Annotated in this window: 23 protein-coding genes; 10 read left to right on the top strand and 13 right to left on the bottom strand. The window is 67.2% G+C overall.

Translation table 11 applies throughout. The annotated features are described in order from the left end of the window. Nucleotides 1-76 precede the first annotated feature (76 nt). The 3 genes from K1T34_RS32610 to K1T34_RS32600 form a co-directional block, all read right to left on the bottom strand. The gene (locus K1T34_RS32610; protein ID WP_220238583.1) at nt 77-487 is read right to left on the bottom strand and encodes a hypothetical protein; all 411 of its coding nucleotides are present in this window, start codon (nt 485-487) and stop codon (nt 77-79) included. 148 nt (nt 488-635) lie between these two features. Then, nucleotides 636-1214: a hypothetical protein gene (locus tag K1T34_RS32605; RefSeq protein WP_220238582.1), complete on the bottom strand. Its 579-nt coding sequence runs from the start codon at nt 1212-1214 to the stop codon at nt 636-638. A 63-nt stretch (nt 1215-1277) separates the two neighbouring features. Next, nucleotides 1278-1613 (bottom strand): hypothetical protein, encoded by a 336-nt coding sequence (locus K1T34_RS32600; RefSeq protein ID WP_220238581.1) that lies wholly within the window; start codon nt 1611-1613, stop codon nt 1278-1280. A 126-nt stretch (nt 1614-1739) separates the two neighbouring features. Between K1T34_RS32600 and K1T34_RS32595 the strand changes: the two genes are divergently transcribed. Further along, a complete protein-coding gene (locus K1T34_RS32595) occupies nt 1740-2051 on the top strand; it encodes a hypothetical protein (RefSeq protein WP_255637726.1) in 312 nt (103 codons plus the stop codon). A 62-nt stretch (nt 2052-2113) separates the two neighbouring features. Here the strand turns inward: K1T34_RS32595 and K1T34_RS32590 are convergent, their stop codons facing one another. From K1T34_RS32590 to K1T34_RS32545, 10 genes are all read right to left on the bottom strand, one after another. Next, the gene (locus K1T34_RS32590) at nt 2114-2290 is read right to left on the bottom strand and encodes a hypothetical protein (protein WP_220238580.1); all 177 of its coding nucleotides are present in this window, start codon (nt 2288-2290) and stop codon (nt 2114-2116) included. 39 nt (nt 2291-2329) lie between these two features. Next, nucleotides 2330-2572, bottom strand: coding sequence for a hypothetical protein (locus K1T34_RS32585; RefSeq protein ID WP_220238578.1), 243 nt, complete (start codon nt 2570-2572; stop codon nt 2330-2332). Nucleotides 2573-2698: 126 nt separating this feature from the next. Beyond that, on the bottom strand, nt 2699-3013 hold the full coding sequence (locus K1T34_RS32580; RefSeq protein ID WP_220238576.1) for a hypothetical protein: 315 nt from the start codon (nt 3011-3013) through the stop codon (nt 2699-2701). A gap of 68 nt (nt 3014-3081) precedes the next feature. Next, nucleotides 3082-3540: a hypothetical protein gene (locus K1T34_RS32575; protein ID WP_220238575.1), complete on the bottom strand. Its 459-nt coding sequence runs from the start codon at nt 3538-3540 to the stop codon at nt 3082-3084. Nucleotides 3541-3581: 41 nt separating this feature from the next. Further along, a complete protein-coding gene (locus tag K1T34_RS32570) occupies nt 3582-3782 on the bottom strand; it encodes a hypothetical protein (RefSeq protein WP_220238574.1) in 201 nt (66 codons plus the stop codon). 55 nt (nt 3783-3837) lie between these two features. Beyond that, a complete protein-coding gene (locus K1T34_RS32565; protein WP_220238573.1) occupies nt 3838-4362 on the bottom strand; it encodes a hypothetical protein in 525 nt (174 codons plus the stop codon). Between the two features lie 116 nt (nt 4363-4478). Then, nucleotides 4479-4898 carry a hypothetical protein gene (locus K1T34_RS32560; RefSeq protein WP_220238572.1) on the bottom strand — a complete coding sequence of 140 codons (420 nt, stop codon included), beginning with the start codon at nt 4896-4898 and terminating at the stop codon, nt 4479-4481. Then, the gene (locus K1T34_RS32555) at nt 4885-5880 is read right to left on the bottom strand and encodes a DUF3560 domain-containing protein (RefSeq protein WP_220238571.1); all 996 of its coding nucleotides are present in this window, start codon (nt 5878-5880) and stop codon (nt 4885-4887) included. The genes K1T34_RS32560 and K1T34_RS32555 overlap by 14 nt, the downstream gene beginning before the upstream one ends. 9 nt (nt 5881-5889) lie before the next feature. Beyond that, nucleotides 5890-6252 (bottom strand): hypothetical protein, encoded by a 363-nt coding sequence (locus K1T34_RS32550; RefSeq protein WP_220238570.1) that lies wholly within the window; start codon nt 6250-6252, stop codon nt 5890-5892. Between the two features lie 58 nt (nt 6253-6310). Further along, complete coding sequence (locus tag K1T34_RS32545) at nt 6311-6574, bottom strand: hypothetical protein (protein WP_220238569.1); 264 nt, start codon at nt 6572-6574, stop codon at nt 6311-6313. 134 nt (nt 6575-6708) lie between these two features. On the opposite strand from K1T34_RS32545, the gene K1T34_RS32540 reads away from it, so the two are divergent. The 9 genes from K1T34_RS32540 to K1T34_RS32500 are packed head-to-tail and all read left to right on the top strand — an operon-like array spanning nt 6709 to nt 9644. Next, the gene (locus K1T34_RS32540) at nt 6709-6966 is read left to right on the top strand and encodes a hypothetical protein (RefSeq protein WP_220238568.1); all 258 of its coding nucleotides are present in this window, start codon (nt 6709-6711) and stop codon (nt 6964-6966) included. A gap of 17 nt (nt 6967-6983) precedes the next feature. Continuing rightward, complete coding sequence (locus K1T34_RS32535; protein WP_220238567.1) at nt 6984-7175, top strand: hypothetical protein; 192 nt, start codon at nt 6984-6986, stop codon at nt 7173-7175. Further along, entirely contained in the window at nt 7172-7492 is a 321-nt protein-coding gene (locus tag K1T34_RS32530) for a hypothetical protein (RefSeq protein WP_220238566.1), read from the top strand. Before K1T34_RS32535 ends, K1T34_RS32530 begins: the two co-directional genes overlap by 4 nt. Before the next feature lie 21 nt (nt 7493-7513). Next, nucleotides 7514-8092 (top strand): hypothetical protein, encoded by a 579-nt coding sequence (locus K1T34_RS32525; RefSeq protein ID WP_220238565.1) that lies wholly within the window; start codon nt 7514-7516, stop codon nt 8090-8092. Continuing rightward, nucleotides 8089-8337: a hypothetical protein gene (locus tag K1T34_RS32520; protein ID WP_220238564.1), complete on the top strand. Its 249-nt coding sequence runs from the start codon at nt 8089-8091 to the stop codon at nt 8335-8337. Before K1T34_RS32525 ends, K1T34_RS32520 begins: the two co-directional genes overlap by 4 nt. Then, nucleotides 8334-8519 (top strand): hypothetical protein, encoded by a 186-nt coding sequence (locus K1T34_RS32515; protein ID WP_220238563.1) that lies wholly within the window; start codon nt 8334-8336, stop codon nt 8517-8519. Before K1T34_RS32520 ends, K1T34_RS32515 begins: the two co-directional genes overlap by 4 nt. Continuing rightward, nucleotides 8516-8899 carry a hypothetical protein gene (locus tag K1T34_RS32510; protein ID WP_220238562.1) on the top strand — a complete coding sequence of 128 codons (384 nt, stop codon included), beginning with the start codon at nt 8516-8518 and terminating at the stop codon, nt 8897-8899. Before K1T34_RS32515 ends, K1T34_RS32510 begins: the two co-directional genes overlap by 4 nt. Then, nucleotides 8899-9159, top strand: a complete 261-nt coding sequence (locus K1T34_RS32505) for a hypothetical protein (protein WP_220238561.1) — start codon at nt 8899-8901, stop codon at nt 9157-9159. The genes K1T34_RS32510 and K1T34_RS32505 overlap by 1 nt, the downstream gene beginning before the upstream one ends. Next, the gene (locus tag K1T34_RS32500) at nt 9156-9644 is read left to right on the top strand and encodes a M50 family metallopeptidase (RefSeq protein WP_220238560.1); all 489 of its coding nucleotides are present in this window, start codon (nt 9156-9158) and stop codon (nt 9642-9644) included. The genes K1T34_RS32505 and K1T34_RS32500 overlap by 4 nt, the downstream gene beginning before the upstream one ends. Nucleotides 9645-9677 lie beyond the last annotated feature (33 nt).

Genomic DNA, 9677 nt, shown 5'->3' with positions numbered 1-9677 from the left:
GCCCGGAGCGGCACATGGAACCGCGCGACAAGCGGGGACGTACCCGCAACTGCGCCGGCCCGCAGTGACCGGGGGGCTATTCGCCTTCGCCGTTGTGGGGGACGTGCAGCTGGAGGGCGATCTCGATGACTTCGCGCCAGCGCTGCCCGTAGCGGGTCGCGATCTGGGCCGCGATGTGCTCGGCCTGGCGGGCGTAGTGGCCGGAGACGATGTAGGAGACGTCCGACAGGCCCCGCATGGTCTCCAGCACGAGCTCTTTGATGCGCCACGGGACCGGGGAGCCACCGGCGTAGATCTCGGTGTCCTCGCCGTGGATCTCCGGCAGAGACGGGGACGAGACGTGTTCCTCGTGGGCTTCGTCGCCGCGGGCCCGCCACACTCGGGCGGTCTCTTCGGACTGGTGGAGCTTGTGGGCGAGTTCGGCGACGTCGGCGATCTCGGCCTCGGTGAGCATGTCGGCGATGGGGCTGGGGTCGACCGCGGTCATCGGTGGAGTCCTTTCCGGTGCGCGTCGTGACCGGAGCCGCGTGTGTGGCTCGGTTGCGCAACCGGAGATCATCCTGCACAACGCGCGACCAGCCGTCACGCTGGGTGCGTGGTTGGCTGGTCGCGTGAGCGTGTCGGCCCGGCCGGCGTCAGGCGGCTTGCGTGTGGGCGCAGCTGGTGCAGGTGGAGACGATGCCCTTTCCCTGCCAGCGCCACACCCGGCGGCGGATTTTGGGTTCGACGATGAGCGTCCGGCAGTAGGCGCACGGAACGGCCGCGTGCGTGGTGACTTCTCCGAACCTGCCCGCGACGGGGTGGACGTGGCGCCCGAACTGGTATCCGGTCTCCCACAGCAGCGGGGCAGGGATGTCCAGGTGTCGCGGCGCGGTCGGGGTCTCCAGGTTGTAGAACTGCCGCGCGGTCCAGTCGATGTTGATGTGCGTGGCGTTGTCGGTGACGGCGCGGGTCCAGGCGTGGAAGCCGGCGAGAGGGTGTTCGCTGTGCTCGGCCTTGACCAGCTCGACGCGCCAGACGCCCGCTGCCGCGAGGTGGCGGGCGAACTCCTCTGCCACGTGCAGGCATTCCCAGCTGTCGAGCTGGTCGTACTCGGCTTCGGTGACGTCGGGAAAGGCCTGCCAGATGCGGACGCTGGGCTGAGCGTCGAGGAACGTGGCGACGGCCCGGTGCACGTCGGCCGGCAGATCCTTGGTGCTGGTCGGATTCAGCATGTTCGGCGTCCTTTCGGAGGTGGGGTTCCCCGGGCGTCGTGGTGACGCCCGGGGACCGGGTGGTCAGGCCGTGGTCGTGCGGGTGAGGGTGTAGACGACGGCGATGTTGCGCAGGTGGTTGGACATCGAGGCGAACCGGGCGCACGCGAGGTCGTAGCGGTGTGCCTTGGCCTGGAGTTCGCCGGCGTGGTTGAGCACGGGCAGGGCGGTGCGGGTGAATCCGTTGTCGACGCGCTGGAGTTCCTCGGTGAGGGCTCGGCCTTCGGCGTCGATCGACTTGCGCAGGCTGTCCAGTTCGTAGATGGCGGAGATGAGCAGGGAGCCGACCTTGTCCTTGCGGACAGTGGCGGGGTCGTCGGTGATCTGGAGTTCCTGGAGGTAGGTGTTGAGGTCGGTCATGGTGTTTCCCCTGTCTCGTCGCTGTTGTTTCTGACTATACACAACACGCGCGAGGCCTGGCAACTCGCGGCATGACCTGGGCAATCAGAACTTGACACCAGGCAAACAGCGACGAACGATGGCTCCGTGACCACCGCAACCATCCCCATCCCACGCGGCCCCACGATCGACGCCGCGCGATTCGCCGCGGCGCAACACACCCTCTTCTCCGACAGCAACCTGCACGTCGGGCGCTCCGGCGTCGTCCACGCGGTCGGGTGGGTTCCCTGGCTCGACAACCTGGAACTCCCCTCCCCCGCCTGTCACCAGGGCTACTCAGGCACCGGCGCACACGGGGAGCTGCTACCCACCCGCTTCCCCGTCACGTGCATGAAGTGCCGGCGAGCCCGCGGCCTGACCTACATCGACGACGACCAGCAGGTCCTGTTCATCTTCTGACGACAACGAAGCCCCCCAGCCAGGCTGGCTGGGGGGCTTCGTTCGTACCTTGCCGCGGTTCCTTACCGACGAGGCGGAGTCACGCGGGTGATGCTCACCCTGTCGTCAAACGGCACGTCTTCGTCGTCGACGAACGTCAGGTCTTCGGCCTTGCGAGCCTCTTCAGCGGTAGCCCAGCTGTCGCCGGTCTTCTGGCCGAGCATGTTCCAGGTCGCGACCTTGTGGTCCTTCTTTGCCATCAGTTTCCTTCCAGGGTGTAGGTCTCTACCGAACGGGTCTCAGCACTTCTTCCCGGGGCTCCACGACTTGCCGTTGTCCAGGCGCAACACCTTGACCTCACGACTGCGGGCCAGGTGGGCAAGGATGTTCTCGTTGATGGCGTCGACCTTGTCAGCCCCCTCCTTGTCGGCGAAGGCGTCGAGCATCCCGGGGTAGCGCCCAGAGCGCGTCACGTACAGGACGTCGTGGTTGGCGGAGTAGAACTCGGCGAAGAGCTTGTCGTCGTAGGTGAGGGCGGGCATGGGTTCCTTTCGGGCGTGTGTCGCTGGGTTGTTCTCGGTTGGTGGTGCTTGTGCCGCTCGGGTTGTCCGCGCGGTCCCGGCCGCCGCCGTCCAGCCAAGGGGCGGAGACGACCGCGACCACGCGGGCTAACCGAGGTCCTCGCGGACCACGTTCACCGTCACGTCCTCGGGTGCCTCGACGCGGACGTTTCCGTCGGCGCCCACGAACACCGTGACCTTGCGGCCCTGGACGTGGACCACCTCCGACTCCGCGCAGCGGAGGTGGAAGTACTGGAGTGAGTTCGGGTCGTCGCCGACGGCGTACGCCCGAACGGTCATCTCCCCTTTGTCCTGGAACACGTCACAGGTGAAGCACTGCGCCATCCGCTCGTCGGGTGTCAACGGCGAGACGCTCTTGATGACGACGCCGGGGTACAGCTCGTTGCCGGGAACGAAGTCCATGGCTGGTCCTTTCATGTCCGTGCGGTCACGGCGTCGGCACGCTCCCGTGGGACCGTGCCGCGCCGATGTCACGCGCGGGCGTCCGTCTCCTCGGCGGGGTGCGCCTCGCGGAACGCCTTCATGGCGCTCTCGAAGGCCCGGTCGGTCTCCTCGCCGGTCAGGTAGCTGAGCATGTGCGCGGCGGCACGCAGGTACTGCATCGCGCCGGTCACCCTGTAGTCGGCGACGTTGAGGTGGCGGTTCTGCCACTGCTCGACGTGCGCGAGGGCTTCCCGGACGTGGACGACGGTCCCGCCGGCCATCTCCGCCGAGCTGTCGTCGCTGTCGCTGGTGCCGTCGTGGCGGTACACGGCGAGGGGACGGCCGTCGCGGCTCATGCAGATGACGTCGCCGGTCTCGCGGTCCCGGTACCACAGGTTCCCGGGCTCGACGTCCCAGAGCTTCAGGCGGGCGGCAATGCCGCTGTCAGGCAGGGTGCGGCCGGTGGGTTTCGCCTTGGGGCCGCCGGACTTGTACTCGATCCACATGGCGAGGATCCCTTCGTTATTGGGGTGGTTGGGGTCGGTCGTCAGTAGGTGGCGCGAGGGGTGGAGAGCAGGGTGTTGGCCTTGGCTCGGAGCACGTCGGCTCGGTCTTCGGCGGCCATGATCGATTCGCGGTCGGCCCAGGCGCAGCGGAGCTGGTAGACCTCCGCGTCGGCTGCTGCGGCGGCGCGTTGGGCGGCTGCGATGACCGGGTGGCGGGAGATGATCCCTGGGCGGAAGTCCACAGTGGTGGTCCTTTCTGGCGGGGGCGGCTGTGGTGGCCGCCCCCGCCGTGGTGGGTCAGGCGGCGATGATGGAGGAGCGCCGCACGTGGTGGATGCGCTTGCCGTTTCCGACGAGGACGTAGCGGATGTCCGCGGTGGTCGGGTAGAGGCCGAGGCGGCGGCGCTCGTCGTCTTCGACGTCGCACCCTTCGCACTCGCACTGCTCAAACACCCGGTAGGTGCCGTGCAGGGCGTCGAGGCTCCCCCGGTATTCGACGGTCGCCCCGTCCGGGATGACGACGAACGGTTCGGTGAAGTGGTCGAGGCAGGTGCAGCGGTTGATGGTGATGGGCACGGTCCAGCGGGCGCGGTAGTTGCGCTCGATCTGGTCGAGGCTTCCGGTAGTGCCAGGGAAGCGGGGGTAGGTGGTGTCCATGACGTACCAGCAGCTGCCGAGGTTGTAGGACGCGGTGCGTGCCGGTGTGGAAAGGATGTCGCAGTTGTAGTGGTGGATGGTGGAGAAGCCGGTGCTGGTGTCGCGCTCGTTGAAGTAGTCGCGGACGACGAAGGTGGTGGCCTCGTGGGTGGTCGTGGTGGCCATGGGGTCCTCCTGGGGTTGTGGTGTTGGGCTCGTCGTCCTGTTGTTTACGACTATACACATCACCACAACCCAGGGCAACACGAGGGTGTCGCGTCACGCCACCTCCGCCAGGAACCTCACCGCAGATCCCTGCCCATGAGGCCCCCCTCCACGATCAGTCGCGGCGCAAGCTCCTCCAGTACGTCACGCTTCCGTCGAAGGATCTTCCGCGCCGCCGCCTGCGCCTGCTCTTCGGAGAAACGACGACCCTGCACCGCCTCACGGAAAAGCTCGTAGTCACGCTGGCTGGGGCTCTTGCAGCCAAACCAACCGTTGTGGTGCTTCTCCCAGAGCTTTTCAGCCTCCCACCCAGCCATGCAGGCGATCGCATACTCGCGCCACTGATGGTCATCCGCGTGTACGCGGGTGTAACCGAAGTCGATCTCCAGCACGATCTTGACGACACGCAGGCCCAGCTCGTCGTCAACCAGCGCGTGGCCGAGCTCGTGCCACGCCGCGCGCTGCTGGCCACGATCCTTGGGATTACGGCGTGCCATCGTGCAGCTCCAGAAACTTCACGATCCCCGGGTGCTCCTTCCTCCCCGACGCCACCACCTTCTCCATCTGCACCCGCAGCAACGCCACCGCCTGCCGCCAGCGCTCCGTGTCGCGCGGCGCGTGGTCGCGCAGCTCGTGATACTTCGCCGTGTCCGACCACGTACCGCCCACAATGGACGGGATCGACACCGACTTGTCGTTGACCCGCATCACCGGGTACCAAGTGCCGCCGTACCGCACGAAGTCGCCCTTGCCGATGGTGTCGCGGCTGTAGTTCGTGGCCACACCGTCGGCGATCTGCTGCTCACGAACACCACGCCAGTACGTCAGGTCGGTCTCGTACTTCGCGCGCCACTCAGGGGCCAGCGACCGCTGCCGCAGATCGGCCTCCAGCTTCTCGATGCGGTTCGCGACCGTGATTGGTGCGTAGCGGCGGTCCATGTGCTGCGAGGCAGTGTCGGCGCGGGTGGCGTGATACTCCGCAGCGCTGCGCAGCTCCCGCGCCTTGTCGTCGTGCCCCGTCGCACGCTCGCGCTGGCGCTTGATCTTCGGGTAGGAGTAGTGGTCGACCAGATCAGGCTGCCCAAGCGGAATGTTGTCGAAGAACTGGTCCGCGGCTTTCTGGTGCCCCTCGGCTTCCCGGGCGCGCCGCTGAGCCTTGTCGCTGATCGCCTCGACGCGATCGTCCATGTGGGCAGCGCGTTCAGCCTCGGCGGTGGCCATGTCGCGCGGGGTGTTGTCGATGTTCACCGTGACGTCGTGGCCCAGCTCGCGCAGCGCCTCGGCGGTGGCGTCGATGGTGGCGCGCACGGCCGGCTGGTCGCGGCTGTTGCGCCGGAACCAGCAGTCGATGGAGCGGCCCCACTTCCAGCCGTAGCGGTCGAGCACGGCGCGCGTGGGCGTGCCCTTGACGCCTTCCGCGCGGGTGGTGCCGTCAAGGAGGGTGCCTTCGGCGTAGGTGTGGGTGATCGCGATGGACAAGGTGGTTCCTTACAGGTTGTCGGCGTGCTGGTTGATCCAGTGGTCGGCGAGGTAGCCGATCGTGGCGTCGGGTCCGGCTTCGTTCGCGATCCGCGCGACCAGCGCGCACAGCTGGTACGGGCTGTACTGCTCGCGGACGCGGCGGGCGAGGTGGATGTTCATCCGGCCGGTCGTGAACGCCTTGTAGAGGCCCATAGCGGCGATACGGACGGCGTGGTCGAGATCGGGTGTCCGGTCGGAGCGCTGGAGGGCTGCGAGAACGTGTGTGGATCGGTTGCCGTCGTAGGCGATCCCGTACTCGTCGCGGAGGACGTAGTGCTTGGTGCGGGGTGCGATTCCGGCCGCGTTGGCGACAGTTGCGGCGGTGACCATCGGTTGCTGCCCTTCCCTTCGACGGGACCCGGCGGGGGTTCCGCCAGGCCCCGGGTGGTCAGTAGGTGAGTTCGATGTCCTCGCCGAGGACGGCTTCGATGTTGCGGCTGCCGTCGTCGAAGCGGACGACGTAGCGGGTGTAGGGGTGGCTGCCATGTGAGGTGACGGAGGTGATTTCGCCTTCGAGTCCGGGTTCCTGCGGGAGGAGGAAGTCGGTGGCGTTGTCGGCGCCCCAGCCGGGGAAGTCCTTGGCGAGGCGCCGGCCGCGAGCGGTGGGCAGGGTGGCGACTCGCTGGCCTTTGAGGTGGGCGTTGATGTTCATGCGGGGCCTCTCTCGCGTTGTTGTATTTGACTATACACAGAGGTCGCGAGTCAGTCGCTGACCCGAACGTGTGTTGCTCTGTTGCGCTCCGTTGCGTATAGTCGATCACAACACGCCTGAGGGAGACACACCACATGCCTGACACCGTCGAAACCACCATCGCCACCTACACCGCCGCCCACCACGGGGTCTTCCCCACGTTCGCTGCCCGCGTCGACGCCATCTGGGCCGAAGCCGCCGCACACATCGACCGCTACCAGACCCAGATCGCTGAGGCCCTCGACGACTTCCGCCTTGACGAGGCCAAGAAGCTTCGCACCGAGATGCGCCCCCACTGGGCCGTCAAGGACTGGACCCACACCGCCCGGAACGTCCTCGCCGACGCCGCCTGACGACGAACGGAGAAACCATGGCGGCCAAACACCGCAACCTCAGCGAGTTCCTCCACGAAGAAGAACTCTTGTGGCTGATCTACGAGCGCCTGAAGGACCTCCACGACGGCCTCGCGGACGTCGATGACAACACCCTGACCCTGCGCAACTACGACGGCAACGGACACGCCTTCCGCATCACCGTCAAGAAACTGGAGGACCCGCGATGACCACCACCCGCGAGCAGAAGATCGCCAAGGGCAAGGCGCTCATCGCGGCCCAGCCCACGAGAATCCTCGTCGGCACGCTGCTTGAGCTGAGGACGAAGCCCGACGACAGTCTCAGTGCTGAGGAGCGGCTGGTGCACGCCTGGGTCTGCGAGGCACTGGAGGAGCGATACCCCAAGGCGTCCGAGGCTCTCGACACGGCTTTCGCCGAATTTGAGACGGCGGTCGAGGCGGCGCCGGACGGCACGGACCCCGCACAGTTCGACTTCGACTTTGACGCCGTCCTGATCGCGAACATCCCCGCCGAAGACCTGGCCTGACGAGAGAGCGAGACACCAATCGTGCTGACAACCAAACGGCACTTCCCGGTCACCGAGGCCGAGGCCCTGCAACTGTTCGAGCGCTGTGCCCCGAATCAGGGGCCCGTGATCCGCTACCGCAAGTCGGAGCTGCTGCTCGACGTCGAGGCGCGCGGCGGGGAACAGGCGCTCGCCGACCTCATGGCGATCCGCTACGCCGACGCCCCGATCGTGCACGGCGAGGTCATCACCGGCCATGTGGGTTCCGGCCGCATTTTGACCGGCCGGTACGAGTACAGCGACGGGGAGCACTGGGTGGCGCCCATCAACGACCCAGATAGCCCGTACCCGGTCCTGCCGGAGACGTTGCGCGTCGGCGAACCCGACGTGACGACGGGCGGGGTTGCGTCCGAACGTCCGGACGAGGCTCCCGCCCCCGAGTGCGAATACCTGGTGACGTTGTCGCCCGGCGACAGTGGCGGGAACTACACGTACATGACCACACGCGCCGAATCGCCGGCGCACGCGCTGGAGCTGGTGGCCCGCCTTCTTGAGTCGGGGCAGCGGATGTTGGCGGTGTTCGCGGCCACCGGTGTGGTTGTCGAGCACGAGGAGCGGTGACCGTGGATTGGGCGAAGATCCAGAACTTGCAGCTACTGGAGGTCGCGGCTGGCCGCCGCCGCTACGTGAGGGGCTGGAAGACCGACCAGGGCGCCGCGGTGGACATGCTCGATGCGTCCGCGTTGGACGAGCTCTACGAGCAGGGCTTGATCTGGCTGAACTGGGTGGGTGCGGACACCGACGGCGTGCCGTTGCACCGGGTGGAGCTGACCGAGGCCGGCACTGCGGTGGTGAAGGACTGGTGAGCGACACGACTGCGCGCAACCGGGACCTCGACCCGCCGAACAGCTGCGCCGACTGCGGCATCGAGCAGCAGTCCCACTTCACCCGCGTGACGCGGACCGGCCTGCACACCTGGATTGAGCCCAGCAACGAGCAGCGCAAGCGGCGCATGCTCGCGCGCCGGGCGGCAAGGAGCGTCTCGTGAACGAGTTCTGGCACTTCCTGGGCGAGAACTGGGCCTTGCTGCTCGTGGCCCTGTTCTTCTTCGGTGAGGGCATCGCCGAGTTCTTCGGCCGGGGCTTCAGCAGCCTCATCGTGGTCTTAGCCGAGCGCCGGAAACTCACGGCCGAGAACAAGGATCTGCGCCGGCAGCTGAAGGCCCGCGGCGCCGAGTTGAAGCGCGCGCACGGGCTGCTGGCTACCAGCCGGCCTGCACTGCCCGACAGCGACGCGCACGCGCGCATGTCGCTGCTGTTGTTCCGCGTCCAGGCCACCGACTCCGCGATGCCTCAGCTGCCGTTGGACCTGCGCCAGGACATCGACACCGAGTTGACCCGCCAGCACACACCCAAGGAGAGCGACTGATGATCCGTTACGTCTTGCAGGGCAAGGAAAGCATGATCCACTCCGAATGGAAGCTCACCGCGCATACGCCGGGCGAGGAGCCTAAGGTGTGGCGAGAACAGAACCTCACGGTGAGTGAGGCGCTGGAGTGGGCGGACTCGTGCGTGGGCCCGTACGTGGAGCTGGACTGGAAGTCGGCCGACGGGTCGGCGTTGTCGCTGAAGTGGACGGCTGAGCAGCTGGAGATGGGCGAGGACGACGACGTCGAGGTCCTGACGTGAGCTGGTTCCAGTTGTCGGCCGGGCAGCTGTCCGGGAGGGAGAAGCGCTCGGCGGATACCGCGTTGACCCGGGCGGTGTCCGCGCACCACGAGGCCGGGCATGCGGTCGCCCACAAGGCCGCGGGGGGCACGATCCGGAAGGTCGTTCTCGATGCCCGCGGCCATGGCGTGACCTACACCGTGGAGCTGTCACCGGGTGGACGCCTGTCGGAGCTGGGGTTCGTGGCCATGCTGCTCGCTGGAGAGGAAGCGCAGTACCGGTTCCTGACTGGCATCGGTTACGGCAGCCGCGAGGCTCGGCGCTGGGCGAGCGTGGGCGGTACTCGCGATCGCGCGGACTTCCGCAAGTTGCGGAAGCTTACCCGGTACAGCGAGGCCGAGGCCCGCGACGAGGCGGCGCTGGTTGTGTCGCGCAGTTGGGGCCGTATCGAGCGTGTGGCTTGCGATCTGTACGAGCGTGGACGTCTCGGCGACCGGGACGTTTGACGGGCCGTGGTGGGTGTTCGGGGGCTGCCGTTT

It is taken from the genome of Amycolatopsis sp. DSM 110486, from assembly GCF_019468465.1.
Taxonomy (GTDB): domain Bacteria; phylum Actinomycetota; class Actinomycetes; order Mycobacteriales; family Pseudonocardiaceae; genus Amycolatopsis.
Note: the sequence above shows the minus strand (reverse complement) of the source record. Positions and strands in the feature narration are given on the sequence as shown.

Coding starts and splice junctions, on each gene's coding strand:
- K1T34_RS32610 (WP_220238583.1), bottom strand. CDS start 487: ATGACCGCGGTCGACCCCAGCCCCATCGCCGACATGCTCACCGAGGCC.
- K1T34_RS32605 (WP_220238582.1), bottom strand. CDS start 1,214: ATGCTGAATCCGACCAGCACCAAGGATCTGCCGGCCGACGTGCACCGG.
- K1T34_RS32600 (WP_220238581.1), bottom strand. CDS start 1,613: ATGACCGACCTCAACACCTACCTCCAGGAACTCCAGATCACCGACGAC.
- K1T34_RS32590 (WP_220238580.1), bottom strand. CDS start 2,290: ATGGCAAAGAAGGACCACAAGGTCGCGACCTGGAACATGCTCGGCCAG.
- K1T34_RS32585 (WP_220238578.1), bottom strand. CDS start 2,572: ATGCCCGCCCTCACCTACGACGACAAGCTCTTCGCCGAGTTCTACTCC.
- K1T34_RS32580 (WP_220238576.1), bottom strand. CDS start 3,013: ATGGACTTCGTTCCCGGCAACGAGCTGTACCCCGGCGTCGTCATCAAG.
- K1T34_RS32575 (WP_220238575.1), bottom strand. CDS start 3,540: ATGTGGATCGAGTACAAGTCCGGCGGCCCCAAGGCGAAACCCACCGGC.
- K1T34_RS32565 (WP_220238573.1), bottom strand. CDS start 4,362: ATGGCCACCACGACCACCCACGAGGCCACCACCTTCGTCGTCCGCGAC.
- K1T34_RS32560 (WP_220238572.1), bottom strand. CDS start 4,898: ATGGCACGCCGTAATCCCAAGGATCGTGGCCAGCAGCGCGCGGCGTGG.
- K1T34_RS32550 (WP_220238570.1), bottom strand. CDS start 6,252: ATGGTCACCGCCGCAACTGTCGCCAACGCGGCCGGAATCGCACCCCGC.
- K1T34_RS32545 (WP_220238569.1), bottom strand. CDS start 6,574: ATGAACATCAACGCCCACCTCAAAGGCCAGCGAGTCGCCACCCTGCCC.
- K1T34_RS32540 (WP_220238568.1), top strand. CDS start 6,709: ATGCCTGACACCGTCGAAACCACCATCGCCACCTACACCGCCGCCCAC.
- K1T34_RS32535 (WP_220238567.1), top strand. CDS start 6,984: ATGGCGGCCAAACACCGCAACCTCAGCGAGTTCCTCCACGAAGAAGAA.
- K1T34_RS32530 (WP_220238566.1), top strand. CDS start 7,172: ATGACCACCACCCGCGAGCAGAAGATCGCCAAGGGCAAGGCGCTCATC.
- K1T34_RS32505 (WP_220238561.1), top strand. CDS start 8,899: ATGATCCGTTACGTCTTGCAGGGCAAGGAAAGCATGATCCACTCCGAA.